Below are 13,416 nucleotides of genomic sequence, written 5' to 3'. Positions count from 1 at the left end.
GGGCGATATGCCCGACCTCACCGACCCATTTACGGAGATCAAGAGCTTCAATCGCAACCCAACTTCAGCAGGAGCCAGTCCCGGAAGGCCTCCATTCCCGGCGTCAGAGGCTTGGATTTGAGCCATGTCAGCCAGTAGGAGCCGGCAGACACCCCAACTTCGAAGGGCTGCACGAGCCGCTCGGCGGCGAGATCGCGCTGGAACATGCAGACTGGAACGAGGGCAAGGCCCAGTCCCTGGGCGGCAGCCTCCGCCATCGTCACGGAACTGTCGAACATCGGTCCGCGAATGGTGGGGCACGGGGTCTCTGTCATCTCGAACCAGAGAGGCCATTCCTCAACCCGGTAGGAGCGCAGCAGGGTTTCCTGCGCGAGATCTGAGGGATGGCGCAGGCGCTTGGCCGTCGCGGGCGCACACACCGGAGATAGGGGTGCCGACAGGAGATGAACAGCTTCGGTTCCATGCCACGATCCGTTACCAAAGCGCAGGGCGAGGTCGAGGCCATCGCCCGCCACATCGACCCGGTTGTTGTTGATCAGCAGGCGCAGGTCAATCAGAGGATGCCGGGCCCGGAACTCATCCAGGTGCTGGAGCAACCATCCATTCGCGAAAGTGCTGTTGCACCCGACCGTGACGACCTCCTCGATCTGGCCATGCTCCAGCCGATCAAGCGTCGCACCGATCCGCTCAAACGCCTCCGTGAGCACAGGCACGAGCACCAGCCCTTCGTCCGTCAAAGCAAGCCCCCTCGGCAGTCTGCGAAAGAGGCTGACGCCCAGCATCTCCTCGAGGCCTTTCACTTGGTGGCTAATCGCGGCCTGCGTCACACGCAGTTCCAGCCCAGCCCGGGTGAAGCTGAGATGCCGGGCCGAGGCTTCGAATGCCCGCAAGGCGTTGAGAGGGAGATATGGCCGGGTCATGCCGAAGACCAAATTTTTCTAATGGCTCCGTCGAGAATTCCTCGTTTGCGGGAATCCAGTCCGTCGGTCAAGTTCCGCCGGACAACGGAGGAAAGATGCCATGATCACACGGCGACGATTCGGGAGTCTTGCAGCCGCTTCCCTGTTCTTCAGTCCATGGGCTCATGCCGCGGAGGGCGGCAGCCAAGATCGTCTCGCGCAGATCGTGAATGAGGCGATCCGGCCCGTGATGGAAGAGTACAATATACCAGGCCTGGCCGTGGCGGTCACGATTCGGGGCCAGCGCTCCTACTTCAACTATGGTGTCGCCTCGAAGGAGAGCGGGCGGAAGGTCACCGAGGATACGCTGTTCGAAATCGGTTCGATCAGCAAAACGTTCACCGCAACCCTCGCATCCTATGCGCAGGTGACGGGATCATTGTCCTTCTCTGACGAGGTGAGCCGTTACATGCCCGCTCTCGCAGGCAGCAGCTTCGACGAGATCAGCCTTCTCGATCTCGGCACCTATGCGGCGGGCGGCCTGCCCTTGCAGTTTCCCGACGATGTCACCGATCAGGACACGATGATCGCCTATTACCGGAACTGGCGCCCAGCCTACCCCGCCGGCACCCATCGGCAATACTCGAACCCGAGCATCGGCCTATTCGGCCATCTTGCCGCCCGAAGCATGGGCAAGTCCTTCGACGACCTGATGGAGCATATGCTCTTCCCAGCGCTTGACCTGAAACGCACTTACATCAGGGTTCCTCAAGATCGGATGGGCGACTACGCCTACGGCTATTCAAGGAATGGCAAGCCCATTCGGGTATCGCCCGGCATCTGGGACTCAGAAGCCTATGGCGTGAAGACGACGTCGGCTGATCTCATCCGCTTTGCCGAAGTGAATATGGACAGCGCGGCCCTGGACGAGACGATGCAACGCGCGATCACGGCGACGCATACCGGATACTACAGGGTCGGTGACATGATCCAGGGCTTGGCCTGGGAGATGTATGCTTATCCAACGGATCTCGACCGACTGCTGGAGGGCAATTCGGTCCAGGTATCTTTCAAACCTAATGAAGTGACGAGGTTTGGCGCGCCGCTGCCTCCCCGCGAAGATGTGCTGATCAACAAGACCGGGTCGACGAACGGGTTCGGGGCCTATGTAGCCTTTGTTCCCACCAAGGGCATTGGCGTCGTGATGCTGGCGAACAGGAACTATCCCATCCCGGCCCGTGTGAAAGCCGCGCACCGGATCCTGACCGCTCTGGACAAGCAGTCCGACGTGACGAGCGCACGCTGAGAATGCTGTCCTTCATCGATCCGAGAGGCGACGGAAACTGCCTGCCACGTACATACCATGCGCGTGGCAAGTCTAGGAGGCTGCTGAAGCATTGCGTGACAGGGACAGGTTATGAGAAACATGCTTCGAAAAGAAGGTGCCGTTCTTCTCACGCTGACGGCAGTCATAACGCCGCTCCAGGCAGCATCGGGGCAGGGTAGACGTGATAAGGGCCCGTTCGCCCCTGCCGAGATGATCCCTGAGCGGCCTGCCCGCTGCCATGAAATCGAGGACATGATCCGAAGTGTGCCATCCCCGTCGGGATTGGACCGGATCGACTTCAGTGCGGTCGGCACCCTGACCCTCGTGTACTTCGACGGCGTGCTCGCCTATATAGGAATCTGCAATGAGCCGGACGCGAAGGTCCTCTGCGTGACGTACGCCACGAACGATCTGAAGATCGGTGATACCGTGACTGTGACCGGGAGCTATCGCAAGATGGCCGCGAACTACGTCGTTCTGGATCCCTGTCTTACCAGTCGACCAGAGCCATAGATCATCGCCCGGAACGGTCTTGCGACAGCCCGGCGACAGTCTCGACAAGAGCAGCCGAGACCCGCTATGGGTCGAAGAGTAAAGGACAGTAAAATGAAAAAGATCTGCTCACCGCCTCGTGAGCAGACCGAAGTGTTTCTTCCGCGAAGTGCCAGGTCCGGACCTTTCTCTGCTCAGCGGCTAGGGAGCCTTCCTAAGTCGGCACCGACACAACGAAGAGGCTGTGTGTTCTCTTCTCGAAAGCTTAGGCGAAACGCTTGGCGCCGGCGACGCAAAGAACCACAAAGCCCGTCACCGCAACCATCGTCAAAGCGACTGGTTCATGAAGCAGCAGGCCCGCCAACGCCAATCCGAAGAAGGGCTGGAGCAGTTGCAACTGCCCGACGCCCGCAATGCCCCCGAGCGCTAGGCCGCGATACCAGAAGACGAAGCCGACCAGCATGCTGAAGATCGAAACATAGGCGAGCCCGAGCCAAGCCGGACCGCCGATTTCGCTCCAGGATTCCGGCATCGTGATCAGCGCGACCGCCACCATCATCGGCAGCGCCAGAAGCAGAGCCCACGAGATGACCTGCCAGCCGCCCAACCTTCGGGACAGTGTGGCTCCTTCAGCGTATCCGAGGCCGCAAAGCACGATCGCGGCTACCATCAGCAGATCGCCCGTGAGAGAGCCTATGTCACTGCTGGACAGGGCAAAGCCTACGACCGTTGCAGCACCAAGGCCCGAAAACAGCCAGAACATCGGCTTCGGCCTCTCGCCGCCGCGCAGGACGCCGAAGATGGCGGTCGCAAGCGGCAGAAGGCCGATGAAGACGATGGAGTGCGCCGAGGTGATGTGCTGGAGCGCAAGGGCCGTCAGCAATGGGAAACCGATTACCACACCGAGAGCAACCACGACCAGCGAGCCAAGATCGCTGCGCCCGGGCCTCACCTGCCGAAGCACGACGAGGAAGGCTGCTCCAAGAAGCGCGGCGATCACCGCGCGGGCTGAGGTCAGGAACAGGGGCGAGAAGTCGCCGACGGCGACCCGCGTGGCCGGTAACGAGCCGCTGAAGATGATGACACCCAGGAGGCCGCTGCCCCACCCGTTCGCTGTTCGATCCATGTGATCTCCCTTTCAGCAGGGATCATAGGATTTCAAGGCTAGCTCAGACAGAGACAGTGCCATACGATTTCACAATACTGTATGGGCATAGGTGGCCACACAGTCAGGGGAGCGCACGTGAAGGACCGAGAACTGACCCGCACGGGTGAGGTGATGGCGGCAATCCGGTTGAAGGTGTCAAGCCGTGCCCTCGTTTCAGGGGACCGGCTGCCCTCGATCCGGAGCCTTGCCACAACTATGAATGTATCTCCGTCCACCGTCGTGGAGGCTTATGACCGTCTTGCGGCTGAGGGCCTAATCCGCGCCCGACGCGGTTCCGGCTTCTACGTTGCTCGCAACGGGTTGCCACCGCTGGCGCTGGCGGAGATAGAGCCGCGGCGCGATCGGGCTGTCGATCCGTTCTGGGTATCGCGCCAATCGCTCGACGCCGATCCCACGATGTTGAAACCCGGTTGCGGCTGGCTACCGGCAGACTGGATGCCGAATACCGCGCTTCGCCGTGCCTTGCGGGCACTGGCGCGTGCTGAAGATCCAGTGCTTGCCGATTACGGAACGACGCGTGGCTCGCCGGCTCTGCGCCGGTTGCTGCTCGGCCGGTTCGCCGAAGAAGGTACTGAGGTTTCACCCGACCAGATCATGCTCACTGGATCGGGTACACAGGCAATTGATCTAATTTGCCGTTTTCTGCTGAGGCCTGGTGACACGGTGCTGGTGGATGACCCCTGCTACTTCAACTTTCAGGCATTGCTTCGGGCGCACCAAGTCAGAATCGTCGGCGCGCCCTACACAGCCACTGGGCCCGATGTAGCAGCCTTCGAGACGATCCTCGCGGCAGAGCGACCGCGCCTCTACATCACCAACTCTGCGCTCCATAACCCGACCGGCGCCACCCTGTCGCCGCAGATCGCCCACAGGCTGTTAAGTGCAGCCGCAGCTCACGACCTGACGATCATCGAGGACGACATCTTTGCCGATTTCGAGCCGGAACCCTCACCCCGTCTTGCCGTGCTCGATGGGCTCAACCGAGTCATTCGGATTGGCAGCTTTTCGAAAACGCTGTCCGCCGCGATCCGGTGCGGCTACATCGCCGCACGGGCCGACTGGATTGAAGGTCTGGTCGACCTCCAAGTTGCGACGTGCTTCGGCGGGCCGAGCCCGGTCGCTACCGAGCTCATTGCCGGCATTCTCGCAGGGGGCGGCTACCGCAAACACATGGAGGAATTGCGCCAGCGCCTTGCCCGGGCCCGACGCGAAACGGCAACCCGGCTGGAGCCTCTCGGTATCCGACCCTGGCTCATGCCGCGTGGCGGCTTCTATCTCTGGTGCCGCCTGCCGGAGGACCAGGATTCCTCCGCGCTCGCCCGCATGGTCGTGGAGGAGAACGTTGTTCTCGCCCCGGGCAACGTGTTCAGTGTCTCACAGACCGCCACTTCATTCCTCCGCTTCAATGTCGCGCAGTCGGGCGATCCGCACATCGTGGCAGTTCTCGAGCGGGCAATGCGTACCCATCGTGCCAAATAAAACCTTCACGATTGATCCGCACCTGCCCACCATGAGTGGTTGGGGTCAAGCAAGGAGATTTCCGATCCTTACGTCCGCCGTTCCCTTCTAGAGCCAACATTCAGTCAACTTCACCAACGTGCCAAGTGCGAACCTTTCTGAGTTCCGGCTTGATGGCGCGGAGGACGCCTTTGGAGCTCTCAGTCCTCTAAAGCAGCGCTTCGCCCTGAAACATCGGGGTGCAACTGCCGCCGACGCGCGAGTGATAGCCATCCTCGTCGCGCCACGACGTCACCTTGAGCAAGCTCGGCCGACCTATCTCGACGCCTTGTGTGATGCTGAAGGTGGCCTTGTCGCCACCGTCGAGCGAGAGCAGCAGCGCCCCGAGCGTCGCGCTGGCGCTGCCCGTGGCCGGGTCTTCCCAGGTACCCGCGAGCGGTGCGAACATCCGTGCTCGGATCCTGTCGCCGTCACGCCCATAGACGAATAGTGACAAGCGTCCAGCCAACTCGCCATGCAACCGCACGAGCTTGCGAAAGACGGCGAGATCAGGCGTCGCACCAGCAAGAGCTTCTGGCTTGACTTGCGTCAGAACGAACTTGACACCCACCGAGGCATGCACCGGCTTGTGGGCTGCTGTAACGATGTCGTTGACTGAAAGCCCGGTGCAGGCGGCGATCTCGTCGTCCGGCAATTCCATACCGAGGGACAAGGCCTGCGGGGCACCGATAACAGCCCCTGTCACCGCTCCGTCCACATCGCGTTCCACAGCGATCTCGACGAGGCCAACCTTCTGCTCAAACCGCAGCACGCCGTCGCGGTCCCGCCCGTGGCGCGCTAGCACAAAAGCCGTGCCGACATTTGGGTGTCCGGCAAAGGGCATCTCGGCCGTGCGATTGAAGATGCGCACATGGGCATCATTGGCTGGGTCGTCGGGTGGAAGGACGAATGTTGTCTCGCTGTAGTTCATCTCCGCCGCAATGCCTGCATCTGCGCATCGGAAAGCCCTCGTGCATCAGTGAAGACAGCCAGCGGATTACCGCCGAAGGGGCGGTCGGTGAAGACGTCTACAGTCTCGTACGGAAAGCGGGGCACGGCAGGTTCCAAAGGCAGATCGGACTTAGCCATTTCGTACCAGCGAAGTCGGCTGAGGAATAATTCAGCAATGGAATGCGACTGATCATCCTTGCTGATTGTCGAAGTTGGCCTGATCGATTTCCTAGATTCGGATTTGCTACGCCGAGAGCCCCCGGACGTTCGCCATGAATCTCAGCGCTTGGGCCACACACTGACGATCCTCTGCTCTCCAGGAACGTCCGGTGTTCCCTGCTTCAGCGGACGTTGGCTCTACTTCAGCTCGGTGCCAATCAGAGACATTCCGGTCTCACCACGCTTATCGCAGGAAACTCCCCACGGGTCATTGGCATTTCCGCTCAAGGTCACTTTGTCGCCAAACGAGCGATACACAGGATCATTCCATGAAAGTTCTGGATGATCACACCCTGCGAGTTGATCCGCAGACCTCTGTCCTGAGGAGGTAGAAGGCTGGTGCCTGATGGGCCTTGGGAGTATCCTGCTCATCGCTATCCCTGTTCCGCCGAATGCGGTCTGCGCCAGAGCCTAGGGAGGTGACCATGCCTGATGTCACATGGACGATCAAAGGGCGCGAGTTTATCCATTGCAACTGCGACTATGGCTGCCCCTGCCAGTTCAATGCCCAGCCAACCCACGGCCACTGCCAAGCCGTTGCCGGGTTCGAGATCGCGGAAGGCTATCACGGCAACACAAAGCTCGATGGCCTCAAGGTAGCCTGTGTCCTTGCCTGGCCAGGCGCGATCCATGAGGGGCGAGGCCACGCGACGCCCATTGTCGATGAGCGGGCAACCCCAGAGCAGCGGGAGGCACTCCTGCGCATCATGAGCGGCGAGGACACTGAGCCTGGAGCCACCTTCTTCCAGGTCTTTGCCACGACCTATGAGAAGGTGAACGATCCGATCTTTGCCCGGATCGACCTCGAGATCGATGTCGATGGCCGCACGGCGCGCCTCCGGGTGCCGGGCGTGATCGACGCCCGGGGCGAGCCGATTCTCAATCCAGTCACAGGTCAGCCGCACCAGGCGCGAATCAATCTTCCTAACGGCTTCGAATACACCGTGGCCGAGATCGGCCGGGGCTGGGGAACGGCAACAGGCGCCATCGAACTCAATCTGGAAGACTCCCACGCCCACTTCGCTCATCTTCACATGACAGGGTCTGGAGTGGTGCGGCCAACCCCATGACGGATGCGGCTCTCGACCTCGTGCTGCGGCGGGACCGTGTGGTGATCTTGGCTGCGCTCGGTGCCCTTGCAGCGTTGGCCTGGGCTTATGTCCTATGGCTCTCCGCCACGGACGCCGATCATGCGGCGATGACCGACATGTCGGGGATGGGAATGTCGGGACTGGATATGGCTGAAATGACGGGACCGAGCCTGCGCGCCTGGGGCGCCACCGAGTTTGGGTTCATGTTCGTCATGTGGGCCGTCATGATGGTCGGCATGATGCTGCCATCTGCGGCTCCGATGGTCCTGATTTATGCGGGTGTGGCCCGTCAGGCTCAGGCTCGTCATAAGCCTTTTGCCGCAACGGCCTGGTTTGCAGGGGGCTACCTCCTCGCTTGGACGAGTTTCGCTCTCGTTGCCACGCTGGTGCAATGGTCGCTTGAGCAAGTTCTCCTGCTGACCCCAATGATGAAAAGCGCGAGCACCGCTCTTGGTGGCGCGATCCTGATCGCTGCGGGCGTTTACCAGTGGACGCCGCTCAAGGACGCCTGCCTGTCGCAATGCCGATCCCCGCTCCTCTTCATTCAGCGGCATGGCGGATTTCGCCGTGAGCCTCAGGCGGCTCTCAGGCTCGGGACGGAGCATGGTCTTTACTGCATTGGGTGCTGCTGGGCGCTGATGGCGCTGCTTTTCTTGGGTGGGGTGATGAACGTACTATGGATCGCCGGCATCGCGATCCTCGTCCTAGTCGAGAAGATCACCCCAGCGGGATGGTGGATCACACGGATCACGGGAGCAGCCTTCGTCGGGGCCGGCGCATGGCTCCTAGCCCTTGCATCGTGACCGAAAGGCTCTTCGGGACATACCCTGGAGGAACTTCCGCTTTGGAGTCCCAAACTCACTTATGCGCAAAGTTTCCGATGCGCCATATACTGACGTTCGCCTAAGCAGCGGATTGATCGCTCTTACCATCTGGTCATCGGATGGGGCTGCCCTGTCATCGTGTGTTTCCTGATGTGTCCCGTGCTTACCTTTTGCGACGCCTACACGCTGGCTTCGGAAGGATCCACGAGCGGATGCATCATCAAGCCCTGGTCTGCCTTGTGACTTCCTCTCGTACGGAGTGCTGCGCGATCTCTGCGAGGCGAGCCACCGCGGGACTCGGCTCAGCCTCGCCCCGGTGCAGGACCAGATTGAGCTTGGGCAAGTCCGGAAGACCCGTCGCCGCCGAGGTCAACGGGCGAACCCGTGGCGGGAGGCCAAGCGGGGTGCGCACCGTCAGCCCGAGCCCTGCGGCGGTCGCGGCCCACAATCCCGAGAGGCTCGGGCTGACGAACGCCTGTCGCCAGGCAAGGCCCGCCCGGTCAAGGGCTTCCGTGGCCGCGGACCGGATCAGGCATGGCGCCTCGAGGGAGGCGAGCGGCACGGGATCTCCGCTCGTCATGCTCCATCCAATGTCCCCGTCCTCCGGACCGATCCAGCACATGGGAAGTTCGGCGATGGTCTCGCGGAAGGGCGTCGCCACCCCGCTGTCCCAGGCCAGAGCGAGATCAAGACGGCCCGACAGGATCCGGTCCATCAACTCGGCATTGCGGACGACGCGGGCCTCAATCCGGACTTTGGGATGAGCCCGAGCAAACCGCCCCAGCACCTCGGGCAACAACGACTCGCCGAAGTCCTCCTGCATGCCGAGCCTGATCCATCCTTCGAGCTCAACACCACGAACCGCGGCGGCGGCTTCGTCGTTGAGTTCGAGGAGACGGCGCGCATAGGCCAGCATCGTCTCGCCCGCTTCCGTCAGCGCCAAGCCCCGCCCTGCCTTGCGCAGCAGGGCCGTGCCTGCTTGGCCCTCCAGCTTCTGGAGTTGCGTACTCACCGCCGATGTCGAGCGGCCCAACCGCTCGGCGGCCTTGGCGAAGCTGCCCAACTCAACCCCGGCGACGAAGCTCCGGAGCACGTCCAGGTCGAAGGTGACATGGCGCATTTCGATCATCCCATTTTTCAGGACTATTTGTTTTAATCTTTCTGATTTTATGGATTACCCTTGCGTGCGAGTGTCGGGCTGTCAAGGCCGCTGAGCGGCTGAACACCAGGATGAACTCTATGCCTTACGTTCGCATGTCCCTCCTCAAGGGAAAGAGCCCGGACTATCTGCGCGCATTGTCCGACAACGTGCATCGCGCCCTCGTCGAGATCTTCGACGTTCCCGCCGATGATCGCTTCCAGGTCATCCACCAGCATGAACACGGCGAGCTGATCTTCGATCCGACCTATCTCGGCGGCCCGCGGTCGGAGGATTTCGTGCTGATTGCCATCACGGCCGGAAAACCGCGGTCAGCCGAGGTCAAGAAGGGCCTCTACAAGCGCGTCGTCGAACGGCTCCGGCAGTCGCCGGGGATCCGCCCGGAGGACGTGATGATCGTCATCAACACGACTTCGGCCGAGGACTGGTCTTTCAGCAAGGGCGAGACGATCTCAGACGATAGCGCTCGGGTCCGCCCCGCAATGAATGGCGCATCCAACCCAGAGCGAATGACGATCCGTCGGTCCGGAGAGAGGCTGACACGTTCACCGGCGGGTGTGTCCACGGCGCCGATTCAGGTCGAGCCGCTTCTGGACGGCGGTCAGGACGGAGAGAACACGGCGATGCGCACGGTGCTCGATCCCGGCACCATCACCAACTGGCATGCGCATCCACGCGGCCAGCTCCTGTATGTCGTGTCGGGCACAGGCCGCGTGCAGTCCGATGGTGGCCCGATCATCACCGTCCGTCAGGGCGACTCCGTCTGGTTCGCGCCCGGCGAGCGCCATTGGCATGGAGCGGCTCCCGACGACACCTTCAGCTACATCAGCATCCAGTCCGTGCAGGACGGCCGGGCCGTCGATTGGTTCGAGCCTGTGGAGATGCGGCCATGATCGCGATGCAGTACAGCCTCGCCCTTCCGGCTGATTACGATATGAAAATCATCGACCGCCGCATTCGAGACAAGGGCCTCCTGCTCGACGGGTTCCCGAACCTGACGTTCAAGGCCTACCTCAGGGCAGCCAGGGGCGATCTGGGAAGCCATGAGAACCTCTACGCCCCGTTCTACGTCTGGGACAGGGCGGAGGGTACGAGCGACTTCCTGTGCGGCCCGGGGTTCCAGACCCTCGCCAATGACTTCGGCTGGCCAAGCGTCAGTACCTGGATTGTCTGGCAGACCAGCGTTGCCCCGGAGTTCAGGGAAGCGAAGTTCGCCACCCGCGAGATCCTCCCGATCGAATCCCATGCGCCGCTCGAGGAAATCAGGCGGCGGGACAGCGACGAGGCACGGGCGACGGTCGAGGGCGGCGACGTCCTCGCGTCGGTCGCGGGTTTCGAACCGACTATGTGGACGCGGGTGCGGTTCCGGCTCTGGAACAAGGTGCCGGGGATGGTTCCAGGCCGCAGTGTCCAAACGTACCGCGTGGGCCATGTTGCGAGAGGCAGGCCCGCTCTCGGCTAGACGAGGATCGCAGCCACCGGGTCCGCGGACCCGGTGGCGCTCGTTGCTTAATCCGGCAACGGCGGCCACAGGCATGCCGACCTTCAGGTTCAGACCCCGATTATGTTCAGGATATCGTGCGTTCCGACGATTGTGGCGAATTCACCGTCAAGGTCGCTGAGGGCGGATGCATGAACCTCTGCGGCAGGCCGCATGTGCCCGTCCAGCCCCATCCGTTCAAACGTCGCGGTTGCATCGGCGATGACGAAGGTCTCGAACCCGAGATTGCCGGCCATGCGGGCAGTGGTCGAGACGCAGTGATTGGTGGTCAGCCCGACGATGACGAGGGTCGTGATCCCAGCTTGGCGCAAGTCGGCCTCAAGGGAGGTGCCGATGAAAGCGCTATTGACCGTCTTCCAGTAGAGCTTCTCGCCCTCCTTCGGCATCGCCTCGGGCTTCGTCAGAACGCCCGGCCCATCCTTCCGAAAGGCTCCGGCCGGGGATGAGGATTCGTGATGCACGTGGATCACGGGGCGGCCGCTCTGCCGCCAACCCCCGATAAGGCGGCCAATGTTGGCTTCCGCTTCCGGGTTGTTGCGTGCGCCCCATAGCGGCAAGTCGAAGGCCTGCTGGACGTCGATGACGATCAATGCCGCATCGGCAGGTAGGCGGTTCATAGAATTCTCTTCCTTGGCAATGAAGGGATCTGAGTAAGACATCGGCTTATGATCAGGCGGGTTCGTCGACCTATGCGGCCTTCAACAACCCTTCGTGCAGGAGTGCACGGCGAACCGCCTCGCGGGACGAGACCCGGGCCGCATGGCGCGCAAATGCCGGATATTCCGCCATGTCGACGCCCACGTACCGCCCCCATCCGAAATAGACGAGGAGATATGGGTCAACCACGGTGTATCGACCGCCGACCGCATACTCGCTGGCGTCAGTGAGCCGCGACTCGATGTCGGAGAGGCGGGCACGAACGTTCTCGCGGCCTTTCGCCTGCACATCGGCTTGATAGGCCGCCGTCCCGACGGATCGCTCCGGACGCCAGACCTGGCCGAATGCCGGATGCACCTCGCTCGACAGCCAGGACAGCCATTCGTGGCACCGCGCGGCAAGCCATGGATCGTCGGGGAGGAGCACGCTGTCCGCGTGGCGTCGCGCCAGGAACACGAGGATGGCGCCGACCTCGGTCAGGACCTCGCCGTCGCGGACCAGCGCCGGCACCCGTCCCTTGGGGTTGATGGCAAGGTACTCTGGTCGAGACGTGGCACCGCCTTGCACCGACACGAGCTCAAGCTCGTAAGGCAGGCCGATCTCCTCAAGGACGATGTGGGCCGCGAGGGAGCAGGCCCCGGGCGAGTAGTAGAGCTTGTACATCAAGCGGTCTCCTGCACTTTCGGAACGACGGAATGGAGCCGGGAAGCCCGGCGTTGGAAATGGTTCGGTTCAGCCTCCAGCGTCCCCGATCCGCGTGAACCACCGGAGCGGAAGCGCGCCCTTGCGACGCCATGCCCGCGCGACTCGGAGCCTCCACAGCCGCTCGGCACCCTCGAAGCCCCAGGTGCCACCGCTCTCCCACAGGATCTCGACCTCGCCCTGCACGTGAAGCAGGTCACCCGACCCGAAGTCCACGAACAGCAGCGCCGCACGAGGATCGAGCAGGAGGTTGCCGAGGGTGTTGAAGTAGCGGTTGCCGCGGTAGTCGGGGATCGTCAGGGTGTCGCCGTCGACGTGGACGAATCCTGCCGTGCCCCCGCGGTGCGAGATATCCACGCCGCCCGCCGGACCGGTGACCGACCCACTGCCGCTGGCCACGAAGAAGGTGTCGGCCTGGCCAATCCACGTACGGGCTGGCCCGTCCAGCCCCTCGATCGGCTCGGGCACGCCGGGCCAAGAATCAGCCGGCCGGACGTCGCGGACCTGGATGTATTGCGGGCAGTTCCCGAAGCTCTGGTGGACGGAGATCAGAATCCCGTCGGCTCCCGTCGAGGCGATCACGCCATTGGCCCGATTGCGCCGGCGGGTGCCCAGGTCGATGCCGAGCACTCCCACCTGGGCACCGGACGCCAAGTACGGCCTCACGGGATCAGCGGCGTCCGGAAGCGTCGCGATGTGGAGGCTCCCGGGATCGGGGCTGGCGATGAAGCCGGGCCGGCCCGTGAGGATCGTCGCCACGGGCCAGCCATCCTGATCGGTCGTGGCGACGGGCAGGAATGGCAGGAGGCCGAAGAAGGCACGGTGCTGCTCCGGCATGAAGTCGCGGATCGCGCCGCCGGCGGCCTGCACGCCGGCGCGGGCCTGGACCTCCAACTCGCCCGCATGGAACGGGGACTGGGTCATTCGCG

General features: G+C 62.6%; 13 protein-coding genes and 2 pseudogenes. 8 read left to right on the top strand and 7 right to left on the bottom strand.

What is annotated here, in order from left to right:
- Positions 1 to 47 precede the first annotated feature (47 nt).
- Complete coding sequence (locus ACFOYU_RS04300; RefSeq protein ID WP_377032560.1) at positions 48 to 920, bottom strand: LysR substrate-binding domain-containing protein; 873 nt, start codon at positions 918 to 920, stop codon at positions 48 to 50.
- Between the two features lie 100 nt (positions 921 to 1,020).
- Here ACFOYU_RS04300 and ampC point away from each other — a divergent pair, with 100 nt between their 5' ends.
- Complete coding sequence (gene ampC / locus ACFOYU_RS04295; RefSeq protein WP_377032559.1) at positions 1,021 to 2,205, top strand: class C beta-lactamase; 1,185 nt, start codon at positions 1,021 to 1,023, stop codon at positions 2,203 to 2,205.
- A 120-nt stretch (positions 2,206 to 2,325) separates the two neighbouring features.
- Positions 2,326 to 2,739: a hypothetical protein gene (locus tag ACFOYU_RS04290; protein WP_377032558.1), complete on the top strand. Its 414-nt coding sequence runs from the start codon at positions 2,326 to 2,328 to the stop codon at positions 2,737 to 2,739.
- Between the two features lie 244 nt (positions 2,740 to 2,983).
- Here the strand turns inward: ACFOYU_RS04290 and ACFOYU_RS04285 are convergent, their stop codons facing one another.
- Positions 2,984 to 3,844 carry a DMT family transporter gene (locus ACFOYU_RS04285; protein WP_377032557.1) on the bottom strand — a complete coding sequence of 287 codons (861 nt, stop codon included), beginning with the start codon at positions 3,842 to 3,844 and terminating at the stop codon, positions 2,984 to 2,986.
- A gap of 153 nt (positions 3,845 to 3,997) precedes the next feature.
- On the opposite strand from ACFOYU_RS04285, the gene ACFOYU_RS04280 reads away from it, so the two are divergent.
- Complete coding sequence (locus ACFOYU_RS04280; RefSeq protein ID WP_377032657.1) at positions 3,998 to 5,365, top strand: PLP-dependent aminotransferase family protein; 1,368 nt, start codon at positions 3,998 to 4,000, stop codon at positions 5,363 to 5,365.
- Positions 5,366 to 5,552: 187 nt separating this feature from the next.
- On the opposite strand, the pseudogene ACFOYU_RS04275 reads toward ACFOYU_RS04280, so the two are convergent.
- Positions 5,553 to 6,439, bottom strand: a pseudogene (locus ACFOYU_RS04275) (PhzF family phenazine biosynthesis protein).
- A gap of 539 nt (positions 6,440 to 6,978) precedes the next feature.
- Here ACFOYU_RS04275 and ACFOYU_RS04270 point away from each other — a divergent pair.
- Complete coding sequence (locus ACFOYU_RS04270) at positions 6,979 to 7,623, top strand: DUF1326 domain-containing protein (protein WP_377032556.1); 645 nt, start codon at positions 6,979 to 6,981, stop codon at positions 7,621 to 7,623.
- A 128-nt stretch (positions 7,624 to 7,751) separates the two neighbouring features.
- Positions 7,752 to 8,447 (top strand): DUF2182 domain-containing protein, encoded by a 696-nt coding sequence (locus tag ACFOYU_RS04265; RefSeq protein ID WP_377032555.1) that lies wholly within the window; start codon positions 7,752 to 7,754, stop codon positions 8,445 to 8,447.
- Positions 8,448 to 8,688: 241 nt separating this feature from the next.
- Here the strand turns inward: ACFOYU_RS04265 and ACFOYU_RS04260 are convergent, their stop codons facing one another.
- Positions 8,689 to 9,588 (bottom strand): LysR substrate-binding domain-containing protein, encoded by a 900-nt coding sequence (locus ACFOYU_RS04260; protein WP_377032554.1) that lies wholly within the window; start codon positions 9,586 to 9,588, stop codon positions 8,689 to 8,691.
- A gap of 119 nt (positions 9,589 to 9,707) precedes the next feature.
- On the opposite strand from ACFOYU_RS04260, the pseudogene ACFOYU_RS04255 reads away from it, so the two are divergent.
- The 3 genes and pseudogenes from ACFOYU_RS04255 to ACFOYU_RS04245 all read left to right on the top strand — a co-directional run.
- A pseudogene (locus ACFOYU_RS04255) lies at positions 9,708 to 10,109 on the top strand (tautomerase family protein); the annotation flags it as partial.
- Positions 10,110 to 10,520 carry a cupin domain-containing protein gene (locus ACFOYU_RS04250; protein ID WP_377032656.1) on the top strand — a complete coding sequence of 137 codons (411 nt, stop codon included), beginning with the start codon at positions 10,110 to 10,112 and terminating at the stop codon, positions 10,518 to 10,520.
- Positions 10,517 to 11,089, top strand: a complete 573-nt coding sequence (locus ACFOYU_RS04245; RefSeq protein WP_377032553.1) for a DUF4865 family protein — start codon at positions 10,517 to 10,519, stop codon at positions 11,087 to 11,089. The genes ACFOYU_RS04250 and ACFOYU_RS04245 overlap by 4 nt, the downstream gene beginning before the upstream one ends.
- A gap of 89 nt (positions 11,090 to 11,178) precedes the next feature.
- Here the strand turns inward: ACFOYU_RS04245 and ACFOYU_RS04240 are convergent, their stop codons facing one another.
- The 3 genes from ACFOYU_RS04240 to ACFOYU_RS04230 form a co-directional block, all read right to left on the bottom strand.
- On the bottom strand, positions 11,179 to 11,745 hold the full coding sequence (locus ACFOYU_RS04240; RefSeq protein ID WP_377032552.1) for a cysteine hydrolase family protein: 567 nt from the start codon (positions 11,743 to 11,745) through the stop codon (positions 11,179 to 11,181).
- A 70-nt stretch (positions 11,746 to 11,815) separates the two neighbouring features.
- Positions 11,816 to 12,448 carry a glutathione S-transferase family protein gene (locus ACFOYU_RS04235; protein ID WP_377032551.1) on the bottom strand — a complete coding sequence of 211 codons (633 nt, stop codon included), beginning with the start codon at positions 12,446 to 12,448 and terminating at the stop codon, positions 11,816 to 11,818.
- 69 nt (positions 12,449 to 12,517) lie between these two features.
- Positions 12,518 to 13,411 (bottom strand): pyridoxamine 5'-phosphate oxidase family protein, encoded by an 894-nt coding sequence (locus ACFOYU_RS04230; protein ID WP_377032550.1) that lies wholly within the window; start codon positions 13,409 to 13,411, stop codon positions 12,518 to 12,520.
- Positions 13,412 to 13,416 lie beyond the last annotated feature (5 nt).

Source organism: Microvirga sp. GCM10011540 (assembly GCF_042650665.1).
GTDB classification, from domain to species: Bacteria; Pseudomonadota; Alphaproteobacteria; order Rhizobiales; family Beijerinckiaceae; genus Microvirga; species Microvirga lenta.
The sequence above is the reverse complement of the archived record's forward strand: the minus strand, read 5'-3'. Positions and strand labels throughout refer to the sequence as shown.

Excerpts from the sequence above, each read along its gene's own strand:
- ACFOYU_RS04235 (WP_377032551.1), bottom strand. The coding sequence starts at position 12,448 with ATGTACAAGCTCTACTACTCGCCCGGGGCCTGCTCCCTCGCGGCCCAC.
- ampC (WP_377032559.1), top strand. The coding sequence starts at position 1,021 with ATGATCACACGGCGACGATTCGGGAGTCTTGCAGCCGCTTCCCTGTTC.
- ACFOYU_RS04285 (WP_377032557.1), bottom strand. The coding sequence starts at position 3,844 with ATGGATCGAACAGCGAACGGGTGGGGCAGCGGCCTCCTGGGTGTCATC.
- ACFOYU_RS04260 (WP_377032554.1), bottom strand. The coding sequence starts at position 9,588 with ATGCGCCATGTCACCTTCGACCTGGACGTGCTCCGGAGCTTCGTCGCC.
- ACFOYU_RS04230 (WP_377032550.1), bottom strand. The coding sequence starts at position 13,411 with ATGACCCAGTCCCCGTTCCATGCGGGCGAGTTGGAGGTCCAGGCCCGC.
- ACFOYU_RS04245 (WP_377032553.1), top strand. The coding sequence starts at position 10,517 with ATGATCGCGATGCAGTACAGCCTCGCCCTTCCGGCTGATTACGATATG.
- ACFOYU_RS04250 (WP_377032656.1), top strand. The coding sequence starts at position 10,110 with ATGAATGGCGCATCCAACCCAGAGCGAATGACGATCCGTCGGTCCGGA.
- ACFOYU_RS04265 (WP_377032555.1), top strand. The coding sequence starts at position 7,752 with ATGACCGACATGTCGGGGATGGGAATGTCGGGACTGGATATGGCTGAA.
- ACFOYU_RS04290 (WP_377032558.1), top strand. The coding sequence starts at position 2,326 with ATGCTTCGAAAAGAAGGTGCCGTTCTTCTCACGCTGACGGCAGTCATA.
- ACFOYU_RS04270 (WP_377032556.1), top strand. The coding sequence starts at position 6,979 with ATGCCTGATGTCACATGGACGATCAAAGGGCGCGAGTTTATCCATTGC.
- ACFOYU_RS04240 (WP_377032552.1), bottom strand. The coding sequence starts at position 11,745 with ATGAACCGCCTACCTGCCGATGCGGCATTGATCGTCATCGACGTCCAG.
- ACFOYU_RS04300 (WP_377032560.1), bottom strand. The coding sequence starts at position 920 with ATGACCCGGCCATATCTCCCTCTCAACGCCTTGCGGGCATTCGAAGCC.
- ACFOYU_RS04280 (WP_377032657.1), top strand. The coding sequence starts at position 3,998 with ATGGCGGCAATCCGGTTGAAGGTGTCAAGCCGTGCCCTCGTTTCAGGG.